The organism is Nocardia sp. NPDC005366 (genome assembly GCF_040606855.1).
Lineage (GTDB): Bacteria > Actinomycetota > Actinomycetes > Mycobacteriales > Mycobacteriaceae > Nocardia.
In genome coordinates this window covers 29799-47220 of sequence record NZ_JBEXFQ010000014.1, presented here as the reverse complement: position 1 = coordinate 47220, position 17422 = coordinate 29799, and the positions used below count along the sequence as shown (strand labels likewise).

The following is a 17422-nucleotide window of genomic DNA, read 5'->3' as shown; positions in this document are numbered from 1 at the left end:
TGTTTCGATGCCGCCGAGGACATCGCCTGCCTTACTGGCGGGTAACTGTAACTCCGCGTACATCTCCGGGCAACAGTCAATGTGCGCCCCGGCGCGATTCAGCGATGGAAGCCGAGCATGTCCAGGAATCCGTCGAGCTGCAATTCGAACAGTTCGTCGCGATCGGCGAAGGTGTCCGCGCCGTACTGATCGAAGACGTCGAAGGTGACCGCGCCGAAGAGCGCGGGCCACGCTGTCACACCCCGCGCCATCAACCAATCGGGAACGTCGAGCGCGAATTCCGTCCGGATCGCGGCGAAACTCGCGGCGAGCGGACCGGAGACGCGCGGCAGCGGATCGGGCGGGGTGAGCAGTCCGCGTCCGTAGGCGTCGGCGAAGATTTTCTGCATGGCGACGATCACCCGGGTGCCCGGTACCGTCGTCTGTTCCGCGGGCGCGTCGTATCCGGGCACCGGCGTACCGAAAAGCAGTCCGTACCTTGCCGGTTCGGCGCGCGCCCAGCGCAGCACCGCCCGGCCGAGGATCCGCAGCCGTTGCGCCGGATCATCGGGGGCCCCGGCCAGGGCGGCGTCGACGGCGTCGCCGAGTGCGTTGTATCCATCCACGACGAGCAGGGTGAGCAATTCGTCGCGACTGCGGACATAGCGGTACACGGCCGAGGAGACGACACCGAGATCGCGCGCCACCGCGCGCAACGACAGCGCCGAAGCGCCGTCGACCGCCAGGTGTTCGCGGCCGATTCTGACGATGTCTTCCATGGTCTGGGCGCGAGCGCGTGCGCGGGGTGTCGTCGGCATATGGCCACGATGCTCGCACCAGAGAGCGTTGTCAACTAATGAGAGCACTGCTCTTGACAAGAACGGCGCGCCGGGCCATGCTCGACTTCATACGGAGAGCATCGCTCTCGAAAGTGACCATCGCCCACTGGGCGTCAACGAAGAGGATCGACCATGTCGCAACTGCATATCGTCATCGGAGCCGGACCCGTCGGCGCCACCGTCGCCGAACAACTCGCCACCTCCGGCCACACGGTTCGCGTCCTGACCCGGTCCGGCGGCGGCCCCGACCACCCGCTCGTACAGCGCCACCGCGTCGATATCAGCGATCCCGAACAGCTGGCAGGCCGGTTCGACGGCGCCACCGCGATCTACCACTGCGTGCACGCCTCGAAGTACGAGGCGGCCACCTGGTGGGCGGAACTTCCCGGCATGGAACAGCTCGTCATGGACGAAGCGGGCCGGGCAGGCGCGGTGGTCGCCTTCCCCGAAAGCGTCTACTCCTACGGCAGGGTCACCGGCCGAATCACCGAAAACATGTCGCGCGACGCCGATTTCGGCAAACCGGCGGTCCGGGCGGCACTGCTGCGGGCCCGCGACGCGCACGCTACCCCGACCGTCAGCGTGGCGGCGGCCGATTTCCTGGGACCCCACGTCCGCAGCTCGGTCGCCGGGGAGACGCTCGTCGCACCGATTCTCGCGGGCAAGCGCGGCACAGCGCTCGGCAGACTCGATCTCCCCCATTCCTTCACCTACGTCCCCGATCTGGCCGCCGCGATGATCCGTGCCGCCGCGAATCCCGATCTGTGGAATTCCTTCCTGCACGCCCCGACCGCACCCGCGATCACGCAGCGCGAACTGATCGGGCTCATCGGCCGTGCCGCCGGAATCGACAATCCGAAAGTCGTCGTCCTCGCGCCGTGGATGATGCGCGCGATCAGCCTGGTGAACGGCATGATGCGGGAAATGGCCGAGATGAGCTACCACCTCGCCGGGCCGATCGAGCTGGATTCGAGCTTCAGCCAGCGGCGACTCGGGTTGGACGCGACCCCATTGAACGAGGCGGTCGCCGCCACCGTCGCCTGGTGGAAAACCCAGGCGTGAGCGGTCGTCGGGGAGGACGTCAGCGGTGCCGGTCGATCAGGGCGGCAGCGACACGTCGTCAGGGAATATGACCCGCACTGTTCAGTGTGGCGACAGCGATGGGAACGTTGCCCGCTGCGATGGTGCCGAATTCCGGAGCGTTACTCTGCGTGGTCGCGGAACAATTGGGCGTCGTCCCGAACGTCATTGTGCGGTAAATGGTCTCCGCGTCGTAGATGTGGACGACGCCACCGGGGTGAAACACCTTGAAAGCCTCCAGGGCTAGAGCCCCGAAGCCAGTACCGGGGACGACGGTGCCGTTCGGCGTGGAGGTGAGGTACACCTTCTTGCCGTCTTCGGAGACAGTGGTGCCGAACGCATTCGCTCGCAGATTCCAGCACGTGAATTCTCGGTTCTGTAGATCGATCACCGAGACCTGCCCGCTGTAGCCGCCGACCCACAGGTAACGGCCGTCGGGACTGAACGCCGAAATCCCCGGCTGCGAACCAGATCCGGTGTTGTAGGTGGCCGTGACCTGCCGATAGGTCGAGCTACCCGGCCGCGTGTCGATGATCGCGACCCTGTCGGCGAAATCCGCCACCGCAAGCTTCGAGCCGTCCTGTGACATCGTGAACTGGAGCGGCAGGATGCCCTCGGGATCGATCGATGGACCGTCGGGGAGCCCGGTGGCCATGTCGAGGGTGTAGACCAGGTTGGGCATCGCCGCGGCCCACAATGTCTTCTGGTCGAAGCTCACTCCGGCTTGGGTCAAGGGCGGGGTCGGATAGTTGCGGACCACGGCCCCCGTGGCCGCATCTATCAACTGGAGGCCGTCGGCGAGGAGATTCGGGGCGTAGATCCACTTGTGGTCGGAGGAGACCTGCAAGTAGCCCGGGCCGACCGTCGGAATCTTCTCGAGGATGGCGTTTGTGCAGGTGTCCATCACCGCTATGTCGTTCCTGTTCGGATCACCCGGCGACACGACGGAGTTGACGTACAGCAGGGACCCGTCGGCATTGAGTTCGACCCCCCACGGGTTGCTGAACCCGCCGATCGTCTGAATGACCGTGTTGGTGTTCAGATCGATCTTCAGGACGTTGTCGTCGCCGAAGTTCGCGACGTACCCGATGTTCGCCCCGAGCGGTGAGCAATTGCCCGGAGTGCGTGGGAGCGGCGAGAGGGGGCCGGCCCCCGCATTCGGTACAACAAGCGCCGTCACTCCGACCACTACCGCGGCGATCACACCAGAGGACCTTCGCATATTCGACTCCCGTAAGTGAATTCGGCAGCGCCGCGTGTCAGATTTCGAGGTGACAACGCTATCCAAGTTCTAGACATTAACTAAGTAATCTATGTTTGCCAAGCGTTCCGCAAATGCGTCCAGCGATCCTCGAGGATCGTGTATCTTGTTGCCGGTCTTGGCGGTTCAGGTGTGGTCGAGGCGGGATTCCGCCGAAGGTATCGGTTGCGCGTCCGGCACGGGACGTGTTGGAGGAGCGCACGATTCGTAAGCCGGCGCGGCTCGGCTCGAACCCACGCGGCTGTGCTACCTCGGTCGCGGCAGTCGATCAACCGAGCCAGACCGATTGGTTTTGTCATGCGCCGCAAACGTATACGTCTGGTTTCCATTCTTCCTGGATACAGCGTCATTCATCAACCTCAGAATGATGTTCTGCAGTGCACTGCCATCTCTGGCGGCCCGGCGGGTCCTGCTGTCGGCGCCGGGCAGTCGATCCTTCACCGCAGTAGCACGAGCCACAGTCGCGGCCACGACATGCATGACCCGAGACCACCGTTCGAGGTTGCAGCGCTCGGCCGGCGATCCTCGCGTGAACTCGCGCGCAAGGTCTTCGCCCACAATATAGGTCATGTATCCATACACGAGTGGAACACCGATCCTGCCCGCGCAGGCGCGGAGCACTCGGTTGTCAATGCCTTCCAGCAATGCCTCCAGCAATTCCTGAAGTCCGCTCGCCAATCCAGGAGACCACTTCGTCGGACGTCCAGCCGTCGCCATCATGAAATCGGCCAGTTCCATCGCCTCGTGGGAGTTCTTCGGAACGAGTTCGTCGGGAACGCCGAGAATGTACACGATGTAGGACCAGAACATCGTGACAGCGTCGCGGTCTTCTCGACTGCGTCGGCGGCCGAGACCATGATCTATCAGCAACATGCTGAGCCCGAGCACCCCGATCGCGCTGGCCGTGGTCGAGGCGGTGATCGGGTTGCCATTTTCGGCGAAGACCTCGTCGCCCCAGGTCCGGCGGAGTCCGTAGCGAACTTGCGCGTGCATCAACCGCACCCGGACGGTGTCCTTGAACGGTTGGGAATTTCGGTCCATGGATCCGGGATGCGCCAGGCTGGACAGCCAATGAAAAGCCTCCGCATTCCGGAGCACGGGTTCGCGAAGGGACCTCCCCGTCTCCCCGACCGCGTTCGAAACTTCCTCGTACAGCGCGTTCAGTACCGCATCGAAGAGGAACGTGCCCACGGTGCCGAAAACGGTTGTCGTCGCGTACAGAACCCGCCCTCGCTCGAAGATATCCGGGTCGTACCAGGGCGGTGGGTTGTCCAAGTGCGCGAACAACGCCATGAGTTCTGCCGGCGGATTCTCCAGCGATTCGATACCGTCATCGAGTGCTCGAAGGAGCATCGCCCGCCCATGCCGGGGTCCGACGCGCTTGAACATCAGCGCCACGTCGTCCATCAACTCGTCGCCTTGCCAGAGATGGTCGGCGGCCAGGCTGGTGATCGGCGTCGACGCCGGCTTGTCCTCGACCGTCATGAACGACGAAAACAACAACCGCCGCAGCGGAATCCACGCTGGCGCGAGCCCAACCCGCGGCGGCAGCGGCCGCAACTCCATGCCCGGACGGTAGTAGTAGTCGAAGGGATGCGTTCCCTTCGCGGGTATCTGCCCATCGCCAGCATGCGTCGACGCAGTGCTCATTGACGACCTCCTCGCCGAAAGCTCGCTCCCCACCATATGCGACCTATCGGTCGCATACAAGGTCTGATCTGAGAGGATGTGCTCGTGACCGATCGAGTGGCGCCTACCAGGAAGACCCCCAGCCAGACACGCTCGCGTGAAATGGTCCAGCGGATCATCGACGCCGGCGAGGCCGTACTCACCGAGTCCGGTTACGCCGCGACGTCGACGAACCGAGTGGCCGAACGCGCGGGGATCAGCAAAGGCTCTCTGTACCAATACTTTCCGGACAAGAACGCGATTGTTGTCGCCGTGTTGAATCGGTTCTGCGAGCAGATGGGCGTTCGGATGGTCGAGATGCTCGAGCCCAGCCTCGACTTGCCGCCGCTGGAAGTACTCCACATCAGCGTTACCGCGATGATCGATATCGAGATCACGCACTTGCCCTTGCTGCGCGTGATCGTCGAGCAAGTGCCCAGCGTGGGCGTTCTCGACGCATTAGAGGAACAACTGCAACGGCTCAAGGACATCTGCTCGGCCTGGCTCGAGGCCAACCGTGCGCAATTGCGGCCCGACCTCGACACCACCAGCGCTTCCTGGCTCATGGTCGAAACCGCAGCCCAGCTGTCTTTTCGGTACGTCTCGCGGAACACGCCGTTCACTCGGGAACAATTCGTGGCCATGCTCGTCGACCAACTAGGGCGTTGCATTCTCGCCTGAACGGCCGCGCCGCCGCGAGCCGCTCAGCGGCGCCCTTCTGTTACAAAGCCGACAACTTGATCGTGCACAATGCTTCTGCGACGATCACGGCATGAGCGCCCCGGAGACATCGGACCCAACATCCCCTTCCCGCCTCGCGGGGGTGCTTCGCGTACTCACACGCCTGTGGCTGGGAGCCGGTCTCACCTTCGCCGGCATCAGCCATCTCAGCTTCTCCCGTCAAGAATTTCGAGCTCAGGTCCCCGCGTGGGTTCCGCCCGACGAGGATCTGGTGGTGCTCGGTTCGGGCGTCGTCGAGATCGTGCTGGGCCTGGCCCTGCTCTTCGCGATCCGCCGATGGCGGCCGATCGTCGGTGTCGTCACCGCCGCGTTCTTCATCGCGGTCTTTCCCGGAAATATCGGCCAGTGGCGAGAGCATGTCGACGCGTTCGGTCTCGACACCGACGGCAAGCGGTTTCTCCGGTTGTTCTTCCAGCCTGTCCTGATCGCGATCGCACTGTGGTCCACCGGCGGTTGGTCCTGGTTGCGAGACCGATTGCGGCGGTAACGGAGCAACCGCCGCGCGATCACCTGACGCTCACAGGTCGGTGTCGAGTACCCGCGCTTCCGCTGCGAGTTGCTCTGCCTCGGTCTTCCTCCCCAGCCGCTCCAGTCGTTGCGCCTGATGTTTCAGTGCGAATACGAGCGATGCGGTATTGCGCGGTCCGAGTCTGTCGGCATCGAGTTCGCGCGCCGAATCGATTTCCTTCGCACCGATGGTCACCGCTTCATCGAGCCTGTCGGCCTCGGTCAAGCACAGTGCCTGGAACGACAGGCACCGGCAGTATTCATCCAGAAACGACTCGCCGAATATTCCTTCGCTAGCGTTGCGACCCGCGACCGAAGCCGCTTCGGACAGGCTCAGTGCCCGCTCGTGATCCCCGGACCTGGCCCGTTCAGACGCCACCAGACGAAGAAATACGGCAGTCTTGGCCATGGCCTGCCCGTAAGCGGTCATGAATGGGGGCCGCGGTCGCTCGATTGCGCGACAGGCTTGGTTGGCTGTCGTGAGCGCTGCGGATATCTCACCCATGGGGGTATTCGAGTCGAAGGGGCCGCGGTCGACGCGATCGACGATCGATTCGTATGCGTTGAGATGCTTTGTCATCCACGTGATTCCGACCTCGACAGCCACCGCAAGCCACACGACCACTCCGGCGACGAGCGCGCCGACCACCACGAGGGGCCACCGCCAGGACGATCCGCGTAGAAGCTCGCTGATCGCCGCGACGGTCACCAGAGTCCCCGACAGGATGAACACCCATCCGGTCAGCGCGATAATCCAACGCCGCTCGCTGAACAGCACAACCAAACCCACAGGCCGAGCGCCTCCCACCAACCAGGTGCCGGGCACCAGCGCGAGGGCGAGCCACCCGTTTCCGGTCGACATCACCAATGGGACCACGACTGCGCCGGCTGCGGTGAGACCGATCACGGGACCGCGCGATGCTCGTAGGAGGCCGGCAATCGCAGTTTCCGACCTTGGCATGCGACAACGCCTTTCATGTGATCGCTCGTCCTGGCCGTTCGCCGGAGCGGCCCGGTAGGAGCCGGGATCGCCGCGCCGCCCGGGGCGGTGCGGGGCACGGTGCCGACCGTATCCGATTTGTTCTCCCGCGCACGAAGTATCACCCTTGCCTCGCCATCCCGACATCGGTGAGCGCGAAACAGGAAACAGGTAGGGTGTCGCCACCTACGTAGGTAGGCCCCTACGGTATGTCGCTGATCGAATTCTCCTGTCGCCGAAACCCGGCGGGTCCGAGTTCTCGCAATGCCGGGTTGGTCGAAGTCGACACCCGCACAGTGTCATCGCCCGAGAACGTATGGTGCGGCGATATCGATGCAGCACGCTTGCGATGTAATCCGCTGTGCGAACTATGCTTCGGTAGTGCATGCCAGTCGCCGGGGGCGGGTCGGGCGACCACCAGCCCACGCTCGAAGTTTCGTTGGCCGCGATCGTGAGATAGCGAAAATCAGCGCGCTCGTGCTGAACTCGGCCCGGCTGATCACCCTGACCGGCGCGGGCGGCATCGGCAAGACTCGCTTGGCCGCTGAAGTCGTCGGCCGCCCCGGCAGAGCAGGGGCTGATGAACGTCGGGTGTATTGGGTGCGCTTGGCTCGGCTTGCCGCAGGCGCGGATTCGGCGGCTGTCGAAGCGGAGATCGCCAATGCGGTGATCGAGGTGGACTACTCCGGACGGTCAGCGGGCGATGCTCTCCTCGACGCCCTCACCCACCCGGAACCCTCGGGGGATGTCCCCCGCACGGTGCTGGTACTCGACAACTGCGAGCACGTTCTCGCCGGCGTCTGCGGTCTGATCGCGGACCTGCTCGACGCGGTGCCGGAGTTGACGATCGTGGCCACCAGCCGCGAACCTCTCGGCTGGATCGACGAACATCTGGTGGCGGTCGCCCCGCTGCCGCACCGAAACGCACTCGAACTCTTCCAGCACCGTGCCGAACTCACCGGCCACACCATCACCGAGCCGGACCAGATCAGCACGGCCGCGGCGATCTGCCGCCACGTGAACAATCATCCCCTGTACATCCAACTCGCCGCAGCACGGCTTCGTCATCAGCCGCTGTCGCTGATCCTGCAGGGACTCACCGGCCACGCCGACGACACACGGCTGCGCTGGACGCACGGAGGCCACGGCGGCACCGAGCCACGGCATCGCACGGTCACCGATGTCATCGCGTGGTCCTACGACCTGCGCGGTGACGAAGAACGCCTGCTGTTCGACCGGCTGTCCGTCTTCGCCGCAGGGTACGCGACCAACCCCGACGACGTCGATGGCGACGACGCCGGAGCAGACCTCGATGCCATCGAAACGATCTGCGGAGACAGCGAAACCAGCGCGCGTGGTTCCGGCGGATACCTCGCTCGCCACGAGATCGGCGAACTACTCGAGCGTCTGGTCGATCGGTCGCTGCTGTCGGTGCACATGACACCGACAACGGTGCGTTATTCGATGTTGGAAAGTCTGCGTATCTTCGCTGAGCGGCGACTTCGCGAACGCTCTATCGGCACGCTGGACGAATCCGCGCGGCTCGCCGCGCGCCACCGCCGCTACTACCGCGACACGGTCGCCCATATGGCGGCCACCTGGTTGGGGCCCCGCGAACACGAGATTCTGGCTTGGGCACGTGCGGCGTGGGACAACATCGTGACCGCGATCGAAACGAGTACCGCGACACCGGGGGAGGCCGCGGTCGGTCTCGAGATATGCATCGGATTGCTCAACCTACGATTGCCGTTCTTCCGAAGCTCGTTCCGGGAAGTGCGGCAATGGACCGAGCGCGCGCTTCAGGCCGACCAGACTTCGGCTCCCCAACCCGTGGAACTCCGTATCGAGGCGATGGCCCTGCTCGTATGGATCATCCTCCACCAGGGCGAGGCCGATGCGGCCAACGTCATGCTCGACAACTGCGTCGCGGCCTGCCTTTCCGATCTCGGCCGCAGTGCGGACTGGAGACGAACAGCCCTGACCGATATCGGTCTTCCCGCCTCGGTCGAGTTGGCGTGGGGAACAGAATTGCTGCTGGCCGAAAGCGATCCGACTGCCATCGTCGTTCTGGTGCGGGCCCGTGAGAAGTACGAACGCCTCGGCAATACCGGCGGCGAGGCGATGAGTCGCATGTTCGAAGCCATGGCAGCCGGTCTCCTCGGCACTCCGGAGCAGGCGATCGAACTCTCACGCCGAAACCTCGACAGGGCCACCGCCTCGGGAGCGGTCTGGTTGACATCCTGGGCCCGTCTGAACTGGTCGACCGCCTTGACCAAGGCCGGTAGACCGATCGAGGCGTTGGACTATCAACGCCGAGCGCTGACCTACCAACTGGCCGCCCAGGATCGATTCACCTCGTTGTGGGCAGTACAACTGCGAGCATGGTCGCTGGCACGAATCATCGAGGATTCGAAAGCGCCCCGAAACCCCCGCAACGCGACCCTCGTGACGCTGGCCACCGAAATCGCTCGACTCGCCGGAGGGCTCGAGACCCAACGAGCCATGCTCGGCATCCATATCGAGAAGATGGGACCCTTCGCCGACGAATCCGAGCGAGCGGTCTCCGTCGCCCGCGACATACTCGGTCCCGACGCCTTCGCGGCCGCACGAACCCAAGGCGCTCGCCTCCGTTCCGAATCCGACGATCTCCAGCGCCTCGCCCTCGGATCATTGACACTCGGACCGCCTCCGACGAAGACCACCGAGTCGCAGTGGCACAAACTGTCGGCCACCGAACGCCAAGTAGCGATATCGGCCGCGGCCGGGTGGACCAACACTGCCATCGCCGGCCGCCGGGGAAGATCAGTCAGAACGATCGACGCTCAAATATCGACGATCCTGCAAAAACTCGGAGTCGCCTCGCGCGAACACATCATCGAACACGTCCCCGAAGACACGAGCGAACAGGTCCGAACCAGAACCGGATTCGGCGACCGCGACGGTCCGAAAGATCGTGCGCTCGAGGGGAACTCATGACCAAAGGTGGGGATTCCGGAGTGGCGACGTTCCGGCCCGCGAGAGCCCGCTGACTGTCAGTTCGCCAGTTGTGTGGTCAGCTCGGTGAGGAATTGGACGGACGTGCGCTTGTCGTCATCGGTGAGGTGCAGTGGGCGGGCGCGACGGCGATGCGCACACGCTCCCCCCTGGACCGGATCGTCTCGGCGACGGACATTGACCTTCGCACTGTGACAAGGTCTTCACTGGGTGCAGGAGGTAATCCACATGGACTCGACACACCGGAATACGCAGGAAAGGCGCCTGCTCGACGCGCTGGCCGCCGCCAACCCCTCGACCCGACTGCAAGCCGCTCTCACGGCGGGCACGCACCCCGCGCCCGCGCTTGTCGACGCGCTCATCGCACGGTGCGCGGTCGAACCGGATTTCTTCGTGCGCGACATGCTCACCTGGGCGTTGACCCGGCTGCCGCCGGACATCACGGTGCCGAAACTGTGCGCGGAGTTCGGATCCGACCGCGCACAGGCCCGCAGCCAGGCATTGCACACGCTGTCCAAGATCGGGGACGGGAGTGTGTGGCCCGCCATCACGCGGTCACTGCTGCACGACGCCGATGACGAGGTCGCGCGCAGCGCTTGGCGCGCGGCGGTCGTCCTTGTGCCCGCTGGACACAGGGCAGGTCTGGCCGCGGAACTGGCCGCGCAACTGGGTCGCGGCGACCGCGAGATGCGGCTGAGTCTCAGTCGCGCGCTGGTCGCACTCGGAGACGTGATCGAACCGGCATTGCGCAGTGGTCTGAGCAGTGACGACCCGGCGGTGCGTGCGCACGCCCTGGCCACCGAGCGGCTCCTGAGTGATCCGGATGCCGGTTTCGACCCGGCCGTCGAACAAGCCAAGCGTCTCGTCGCGCTCGGCCCCGATCGTGCCGAGGAAGTCGAGAAGGCGGCATGCTGATCGGGGAGGTGGCTCGCCGATCGGGGGTGAGCACCCGGATGCTCAGGCATTACGACTCTCTCGGCCTGGCGCGGCCAACGGGCCGCACCGTTGGCGGGTATCGGGAGTACTCCGCCGAGGACATCCGCCGGATCTTTCACGTGGAGAGTCTGCGGTCTCTCGGACTGTCGCTGCGACAGATCGTCCGCGCACTGGAGGATCCGGCCTTCACACCGTCGGCGCTGGTCGGTGATCTCATCCGCCAGACCGAGGAGCGGTTGACGCGCGAGCAGGAATTACTCGAACGACTCCGCGCGGTCGACGCGACGGCCCCCTCCGGTTGGCAGGGCGTCCTGCGGATCATCGAACTCCTGCGCGGGCTCAACTCGCCCAGTGCGGCACGCCGACAGCAAACCGTCCTCGCCCCGGCCGAGGACATGGCCGGTCATACCGAACTACTGGCCGAGGCGGTGCTCACCGAATCCGATCCGAATGTCGCGGGCGCGTTGCGGTGGGCTCTGGCGCGGTCCGGCGCCGACGGTGTGGCGAGCGTGGCAGCGGGGATGCGTTCCGAGAACGTCGATATCCGACGGCGCGCGATCCTCGCGATAGCCGAGATGTCCGGCGACGAGGCGACCGCGGTACTCGCGGACGCACTCGGGGACCCGGATGCGGGTGTGCGCAAGTCCGCCGCTCTCGCATCGGGTGCGCGGGGCGCCGTCGCCGCCGTGCCGACACTTGTCGACATGGTGGTCGAGGGCGCTAATGATGTCGAGGCGGCCGAGGTGCTGGGGGCATTGGCACTCGCTCCCGAGTATGCCGACCGGATCGTGGGCGCGTTGACAGACGAACTCGCGACGCACCCCGCGGACACCGCGGTGCGAATACGGCTGACCCAGGCGCTCGTGGAGATGCCGGGGACTATCGCGCTCGGCGTCGTGCGGCAACTGGCCCACGACGACGATCGGGCGGTTGCCCTCATCGCCTCGGCCCTCGCGGGAGTGCTCGAAGAACGGTCCGGCAACGGCAGCCGAGGCGCTGCGGATTCTTGAACGGGTGCGGGATACAGGTGATCGAGATCCCGCGATTCGGCTGTCCGTTCGATTTCGGTTCGCGCTGCGGCCGACGGGTGCGCGCCGTCGGCCGAGATCGCGACCGCGTCCGGGCGACGCCCTTGGCCGCGGGACGCAAGGCCGACAGGATGTTCCGGTTTCCGCTGGTTTCGCTCAACTATCGGGCGATGCGGTTCCCGCGCCGGGACGACGCCGCTGGTCGCTGGGAGGCGGGATCGGCTCCGAACGATTCCCGAACAGGTACTCGCGATAGGCCCGCAGATATTCGTCCAGTTCCTGCTGATCGAGGAAACAGGCCCGGGTCAGGTCGAACCATTCGGTCGGCGTCGGGTGTCGCGCGATCATGTAGTCGAGAGCTTCGCGGAACATGTCGCCGAAGGCCGAGGACTTGACGATGTTGTCGCGCTGTAGTTGGACTTGACGTCGCCACAACCATGCCGGGTCGCTCCATGTGGGGTGGTGCAGATGCACCATCTCCCACCGCAGATTGTCGATGTGTGGGATGTCGTCGACCCACACAGCCCGTGTACGCAGGACTTCACTGGCCCGCTGCCTGGGGCGCGAAACTGTGACAGGCTCGGCGGGTTCGGCCCTCGGCACGACACCGCGCGGGCGCCAGTTCGGCCCCGTACGCAGATTGCTGGGCGGGTACCACACCCCTCGCCACACCGGCACACCGATCGGTCCGCGCCAGTCCGCCAGCGAGATATCGGGGGTGATCCGGAGCACCGGCGGCAATGCCCCGCCATGCAGATCCGCGACCATCGTCAGGCAATCGCGCTCGTCGAATCCCGTCACGCCGACGCCTGGGACGAGCATTGCGGGCCGGTTGTACGGGTCGTACTCCGACAGGTCGAATTCGATCCAGAAACGCCGGACCATCGCACGATTTCCTCTCGTATCCACCGAACGCTCGCTCAATCCTCACTGCGCCGGTCGGCCCTGTCACCCGATTTCGGCCGCAGGGCATCCGCGGTGTTACCGGCAATGTGCCGGACAGGTCTTGGCCACCTCGCTTGTCACCAGGTCCCAGTGATCGAGGAGCCGAACCCGGATCCAGGCATGCCGATCGATCTCGTCCCGCTCATCATCGAGGTCGCCGTCCCCTGGTTCCCGGTAGTCGACGACGAGTAGGAACTCACCGTCGTCGTTGAACAGCCCGTTCTCCACAGAACGGGGCGGCGAGTCGATCATCGGCTGGTGACCCGCCCACGGCACGAGCGCCGGTCGCGGAACAGGTTGTCCGCGAGGGTGTTAACGGCCTTGGGTGCGGCAGGCGATTCGGTGTGCGACGGGATCGTCCCTACGGGGGGATGGATACGTCGATCGGGAGCGCACCGCTTCCGGTTCCGACTCGACCGTGAGGTGTTGTCCATGACGACGAAACGAATCGCTACCACCGCCGGGATGTTCTCGGTGCTCGGGGCGGCGGCACTGGTGCTGACCGGGTGCACCAGCGAGCCCGCGGCGCCGGGTGCACAGGCCGCGCAGACCGACACGCAGCAGGTGCAGGGGCAGCCGACAGCACAGGTGCCCGCGTGCGCGGACGGGCAACTGAACTTCGACGCCGAGCCGATCACCAACCCGTCGGGGGCGACGCTGGGATTCAAACTGAACTACTGGGTGGTGGGCGCGAGCGGGGCATGCAGCCTGACCGGCTACCCCGGCGTCACAGCGGTCACCGGCGGTCCGCAGGTCGATGCCGCCCGCAAGCCGCGGGGCGCGCTGTCCGGCGGCCTGCCCCAAGGCCAGGACACCCCGCCGACCGTCGTGCTCGACCGTAACCACGGCGCGCAGGCAGTGGTCGAGACGACCCTCATCGCCCACCAGAGCGCCGCGTGCCCCACCTACACCGAGTTCCTCACCACACCGCCCAACACCACCGACACCCGCAAGGTCTCGGTCACCACCCTGGGCTGCGAATACGCCGTCTACCCGGTGTACTCCTGGTCGCGCTGACCCGAGCCACACCCCGGCCGGGCGGGATCGCGCACCGTGGCGTCCGCCCGGCCCCGGGGCGTCGTGGTGGCGGCCGGCACCACCGGCTACGGCTGGCACCGGACTTCACCGCGATCCGGGAACGTTTCCTGCCTGAACGCGTTCCGGAACCGTTCCCCGGGGCGGAAAACCCAGGGGTGAACACCTAACCTACTGGGGAGTAGTGTTACCGCTGTCACTGGCGACACTATCGAGGAGTGCCATATGGACCAGCGTGCGACGGATTTCGACGTGTTGATCGTCGGTTCGGGGTTCGGTGGCAGCGTCACCGCGTTGCGACTGGTGGAGAAGGGTTACCGGGTCGGCGTGCTCGAAGCGGGGCAGCGCTTCGCCGACGACGAGTTGCCCAAGACCAGCTGGGATCTGCGCAAATTCCTATGGGCTCCCGCCCTCGGCTGCTACGGCATCCAGCGCATCCACCTGCTGCGCGACGTGCTGATCCTCGGCGGCGCCGGTGTCGGCGGTGGATCGCTGAACTACGCCAATACGCTGTACGTGCCGCCGGAGCCGTTCTTCCAGGACGCGCAGTGGCGTGACATCACCGACTGGCGGGCCGAGCTCACCCCGTACTACGAGCAGGCGCAGAAAATGCTCGGGGTGGTCCGCAACCCGCATATGACCCCGGCCGACGAGGTGTTCAAGAAGGTCGCCGACGATATGGGCGTCGGCGACACCTTCGTGCAGACGCCGGTGGGCGTGTTCTTCGGCGAACCGGGCGAAACCGTCGCCGATCCGTACTTCGGCGGTGTCGGCCCGGAGCGCACCGGCTGCGTGGAATGCGGCGACTGCATGGTCGGCTGCAAATACGGTGCGAAGAACACCCTGGTCAAGAATTACCTCTACCTCGCCGAACAGGCGGGGGCACAGGTCATTCCGATGACGACCGTCACCGACCTGCGTCCGCTGCCGGACGGCACATGGGATGTGTCGACCGTCCGCACGGGCGCGTGGGTTCGCAAGCAGCCCAAGACCTACACCGCCGCCAACGTCGTGCTGGCCGCGGGCACCCGCGGCACCCAGAAACTGCTGTTCGAGATGCGCGACAAGGGCGCGCTGCCCGCGCTGTCGGATCGGCTCGGCGTGCTCACCCGCACCAACTCCGAATCCATCGTCGGCGCGGCGACCAAGACGGTGACGCCCGGCGTCGATTTCACCAAGGGTGTCGCCATCACCTCCTCCATCCACCCGACCCCCGACACCCATATCGAGCCGGTCCGCTACGGCAAGGGTTCCAATGCCATGGGCCTGTTGCAGACACTCATGGTGGACGGTGGTGGCCGCATCCCGCGCTGGCTGCGTTTCGTATTGCTGGTGCTGCGCCACCCGTTGCACCTGATCAGCTTCCTGAGCACCAAGAACTGGAGTGAACGCACCATCATCTCGCTGGTGATGCAGCATCTGGACAACTCGATCACCACCTACACCAAGCGTGGACTGTTCGGCCGCAAACTCACCAGCAAACAGGGCCACGGCGAACCCAACCCCACGTGGATTCCGGTCGGCAACGAGGTGACGCGCCGCGTCGCCGACCAGATCGGCGGCATCGCCGGCGGCAGCTGGGGTGAGATCTTCAATATCCCGCTCACCGCCCACTTCCTCGGCGGTGCGGCGATCGGCGCGGATGCCGAACACGGTGTGATCGACGGCTACCACCGGGTCTACGGCTATCCGACCCTGAGCGTGGTGGACGGCGCGGCCGTGTCGGCGAATCTCGGCGTGAACCCGTCACTCACCATCACCGCGCAGGCCGAGCGGGCCGCCGCGTACTGGCCGAACAAGGGCGAGCAGGACAACCGTCCTTCGCAAGAGGCCGGCTACCAGCGGATTTCACCGGTGACGCCCGCGCATCCTGTGGTGCCCGCGACCGCCCCCGCCGCACTTCGGCTGCCGATCGTCGGCATCGGCAGCACCGACAAGAGCGCCAGCGCCTGATATTCGCAAAGACCGGATGTGACAGCGGTATCGGCGAACGGCGCGGACCGGACGCCGATACCTGTCACATCAGGCCGGTGACGTGCCGAGATGCCTGGTGAAGAATCGGGCCGCGCTGTCGACCTCGAATCTGGGCACATCGCCGTGCGCACCCACGTTGGCGTGCAACGTCTTCTCCTTCGAGGCGAAGGCGTCGAACAGCGCGAGACCGGACCGGCGGTCGATGTGCTCGTCGTCCCACTGGAGCAGGAATTCGATCGGGACGGTGATCCGCGCCGCCGCCTCACTCAGGGATTCGTGTCCGAGACAACCGAATACCGCCGCGGCGATCCTGGGTTCGACCGCCGTCAACGGCACTCCGATCCCGGTGCCCTGCATGATGCCCCAGAACCCGATCGGCGCTTCGGGCCCGATCTGCGGCAATTCCTGGAGTGCGTCCAGGGTCGCCTGCCATTCCGGCACAGCACGCGCCGCCAGGGTGGTGTGCATGTCGACGACGATCGGGTAGATCGGCTCGCCCGCCGACTGAGCCTGCCGCAGGAGGGCGACGTGGCGTTCGTCGGTCGCCGTTCGAGGCCGGTCGCCGTGCCCGGGCGCGTCGATGGCGGCGACGGTGAAACCGCAACCGGTCACGAAACGGTGCGCGCGGCCCAGGATCCCGGGTGCTCTCTTGTGCTGACCGCCGCCGTGCGCCATCAGCACCAGGGGCGCGTGATCGGGGCCCGCTAGGGGCGAGAAGAGCACACCGGGGACCTCTCCCACGATGAAGTCTCGTTCGAGGACACCGTTCGACGATGTCTCCGCGGTGAAATGCATAGGTCTATTGCCTTTCGGGATTGCCTTGTCGAGGCGCTCCCGGCGACACCTACGTCAATCGCCCAGCCGTGAAGAAGAGGAGAGCACCCACAGGGATACAGCGTTCATGGGTCTCACCTCCTCGCACGATGTCACGGTCTCCCGAAACGCTATCAGCCCCAACGTCGTCGTGCCCAACCATTTATTTCCGCGACCCCCGCGATATCGGCATCAGGCGGTAGGCGCCGCCACGTTCCGATGGAGTACCACGTGCACCACGGCGTCATCGATCGCGCGGAGGCGGTGCGGATTGTTGGCGTCCACGTGTATCACCGATCCGGCGTCGAGACGATGCGACTGCCGCCCGGCCTCGGTAGTCACCTCCAGATCGATAGCGCCGCTGAGACATTGGATGAGTATCGGCCCTGGCGCGCGGTGGTCGTCTAGTACTTGTCCGTGCCGGAAACTGATGCGCACCAGCGTCAGGCCGTTGCCGCGCAGGAGTCGCTCCGCATTGGGCGCCTCGCCGTCGCGGGGCACCCAGGCGGCGGTATCGACGGCGAGATTGTTGATTCGATCGTTCACTGGTGCGACTTCCTCGCGATGATTTCGATGGCGGACAGGCAGGACCGACGGGTTTGAAGGTAGCGCGCCGCGGTGAGCGCCGCGCTTGCGGGCGTCG

General features: G+C 65.5%; 16 protein-coding genes. 8 read left to right on the top strand and 8 right to left on the bottom strand.

The genetic code is table 11. The annotated features are described in order from the left end of the window. Positions 1–98: 98 nt before the first annotated feature. Positions 99–797, bottom strand: coding sequence for a WHG domain-containing protein (locus ABZS43_RS17805; RefSeq protein ID WP_355036991.1), 699 nt, complete (start codon positions 795–797; stop codon positions 99–101). A gap of 153 nt (positions 798–950) precedes the next feature. On the opposite strand from ABZS43_RS17805, the gene ABZS43_RS17800 reads away from it, so the two are divergent. Continuing rightward, positions 951–1880, top strand: a complete 930-nt coding sequence (locus ABZS43_RS17800; protein WP_355036990.1) for an NAD-dependent epimerase/dehydratase family protein — start codon at positions 951–953, stop codon at positions 1878–1880. A gap of 58 nt (positions 1881–1938) precedes the next feature. Here ABZS43_RS17800 and ABZS43_RS17795 read toward each other — a convergent pair whose 3' ends face one another. Both ABZS43_RS17795 and ABZS43_RS17790 read right to left on the bottom strand, forming a co-directional pair. Further along, positions 1939–3120: a hypothetical protein gene (locus tag ABZS43_RS17795; RefSeq protein ID WP_355036989.1), complete on the bottom strand. Its 1182-nt coding sequence runs from the start codon at positions 3118–3120 to the stop codon at positions 1939–1941. 285 nt (positions 3121–3405) lie between these two features. Then, on the bottom strand, positions 3406–4809 hold the full coding sequence (locus tag ABZS43_RS17790) for an oxygenase MpaB family protein (RefSeq protein ID WP_355036988.1): 1404 nt from the start codon (positions 4807–4809) through the stop codon (positions 3406–3408). Between the two features lie 84 nt (positions 4810–4893). Between ABZS43_RS17790 and ABZS43_RS17785 the strand changes: the two genes are divergently transcribed. Then, complete coding sequence (locus ABZS43_RS17785) at positions 4894–5508, top strand: TetR/AcrR family transcriptional regulator (RefSeq protein ID WP_355036987.1); 615 nt, start codon at positions 4894–4896, stop codon at positions 5506–5508. A gap of 91 nt (positions 5509–5599) precedes the next feature. Then, the gene (locus ABZS43_RS17780) at positions 5600–6055 is read left to right on the top strand and encodes a hypothetical protein (RefSeq protein ID WP_355036986.1); all 456 of its coding nucleotides are present in this window, start codon (positions 5600–5602) and stop codon (positions 6053–6055) included. Between the two features lie 30 nt (positions 6056–6085). On the opposite strand, the gene ABZS43_RS17775 is transcribed toward ABZS43_RS17780, so the two are convergent. Next, a complete protein-coding gene (locus tag ABZS43_RS17775) occupies positions 6086–6784 on the bottom strand; it encodes a hypothetical protein (protein WP_355036985.1) in 699 nt (232 codons plus the stop codon). Between the two features lie 747 nt (positions 6785–7531). Between ABZS43_RS17775 and ABZS43_RS17770 the strand changes: the two genes are divergently transcribed. From ABZS43_RS17770 to ABZS43_RS17760, 3 genes are all read left to right on the top strand, one after another. Further along, positions 7532–10030 carry a LuxR C-terminal-related transcriptional regulator gene (locus ABZS43_RS17770; RefSeq protein ID WP_355036984.1) on the top strand — a complete coding sequence of 833 codons (2499 nt, stop codon included), beginning with the start codon at positions 7532–7534 and terminating at the stop codon, positions 10028–10030. A gap of 246 nt (positions 10031–10276) precedes the next feature. Then, positions 10277–10963, top strand: a complete 687-nt coding sequence (locus ABZS43_RS17765) for a HEAT repeat domain-containing protein (RefSeq protein ID WP_355036983.1) — start codon at positions 10277–10279, stop codon at positions 10961–10963. Then, positions 10957–11994 carry a MerR family transcriptional regulator gene (locus tag ABZS43_RS17760; protein ID WP_355036982.1) on the top strand — a complete coding sequence of 346 codons (1038 nt, stop codon included), beginning with the start codon at positions 10957–10959 and terminating at the stop codon, positions 11992–11994. Before ABZS43_RS17765 ends, ABZS43_RS17760 begins: the two co-directional genes overlap by 7 nt. Positions 11995–12168: 174 nt before the next feature. On the opposite strand, the gene ABZS43_RS17755 is transcribed toward ABZS43_RS17760, so the two are convergent. Next, positions 12169–12897: a hypothetical protein gene (locus tag ABZS43_RS17755; RefSeq protein ID WP_355036981.1), complete on the bottom strand. Its 729-nt coding sequence runs from the start codon at positions 12895–12897 to the stop codon at positions 12169–12171. Between the two features lie 96 nt (positions 12898–12993). After that, positions 12994–13209 carry a hypothetical protein gene (locus tag ABZS43_RS17750; RefSeq protein ID WP_355036980.1) on the bottom strand — a complete coding sequence of 72 codons (216 nt, stop codon included), beginning with the start codon at positions 13207–13209 and terminating at the stop codon, positions 12994–12996. Between the two features lie 180 nt (positions 13210–13389). Between ABZS43_RS17750 and ABZS43_RS17745 the strand changes: the two genes are divergently transcribed. Then, positions 13390–13974, top strand: a complete 585-nt coding sequence (locus tag ABZS43_RS17745; RefSeq protein ID WP_355036979.1) for a DUF4232 domain-containing protein — start codon at positions 13390–13392, stop codon at positions 13972–13974. Positions 13975–14217: 243 nt separating this feature from the next. Next, entirely contained in the window at positions 14218–15945 is a 1728-nt protein-coding gene (locus ABZS43_RS17740; protein WP_355036978.1) for a GMC family oxidoreductase, read from the top strand. 69 nt (positions 15946–16014) lie between these two features. Here ABZS43_RS17740 and ABZS43_RS17735 read toward each other — a convergent pair whose 3' ends face one another. Both ABZS43_RS17735 and ABZS43_RS17730 read right to left on the bottom strand, forming a co-directional pair. After that, the gene (locus ABZS43_RS17735; protein WP_355036977.1) at positions 16015–16761 is read right to left on the bottom strand and encodes an alpha/beta hydrolase; all 747 of its coding nucleotides are present in this window, start codon (positions 16759–16761) and stop codon (positions 16015–16017) included. A 210-nt stretch (positions 16762–16971) separates the two neighbouring features. Further along, a complete protein-coding gene (locus tag ABZS43_RS17730; protein ID WP_355036976.1) occupies positions 16972–17325 on the bottom strand; it encodes a cupin domain-containing protein in 354 nt (117 codons plus the stop codon). Between the last annotated feature and the right edge of the window lie 97 nt (positions 17326–17422).

Coding starts and splice junctions, on each gene's coding strand:
- ABZS43_RS17780 (WP_355036986.1), top strand. CDS start 5,600: ATGAGCGCCCCGGAGACATCGGACCCAACATCCCCTTCCCGCCTCGCG.
- ABZS43_RS17760 (WP_355036982.1), top strand. CDS start 10,957: ATGCTGATCGGGGAGGTGGCTCGCCGATCGGGGGTGAGCACCCGGATG.
- ABZS43_RS17755 (WP_355036981.1), bottom strand. CDS start 12,897: ATGGTCCGGCGTTTCTGGATCGAATTCGACCTGTCGGAGTACGACCCG.
- ABZS43_RS17790 (WP_355036988.1), bottom strand. CDS start 4,809: ATGAGCACTGCGTCGACGCATGCTGGCGATGGGCAGATACCCGCGAAG.
- ABZS43_RS17800 (WP_355036990.1), top strand. CDS start 951: ATGTCGCAACTGCATATCGTCATCGGAGCCGGACCCGTCGGCGCCACC.
- ABZS43_RS17795 (WP_355036989.1), bottom strand. CDS start 3,120: ATGCGAAGGTCCTCTGGTGTGATCGCCGCGGTAGTGGTCGGAGTGACG.
- ABZS43_RS17750 (WP_355036980.1), bottom strand. CDS start 13,209: ATGATCGACTCGCCGCCCCGTTCTGTGGAGAACGGGCTGTTCAACGAC.
- ABZS43_RS17740 (WP_355036978.1), top strand. CDS start 14,218: ATGGACCAGCGTGCGACGGATTTCGACGTGTTGATCGTCGGTTCGGGG.
- ABZS43_RS17745 (WP_355036979.1), top strand. CDS start 13,390: ATGACGACGAAACGAATCGCTACCACCGCCGGGATGTTCTCGGTGCTC.
- ABZS43_RS17735 (WP_355036977.1), bottom strand. CDS start 16,761: ATGCATTTCACCGCGGAGACATCGTCGAACGGTGTCCTCGAACGAGAC.
- ABZS43_RS17805 (WP_355036991.1), bottom strand. CDS start 797: ATGCCGACGACACCCCGCGCACGCGCTCGCGCCCAGACCATGGAAGAC.
- ABZS43_RS17765 (WP_355036983.1), top strand. CDS start 10,277: ATGGACTCGACACACCGGAATACGCAGGAAAGGCGCCTGCTCGACGCG.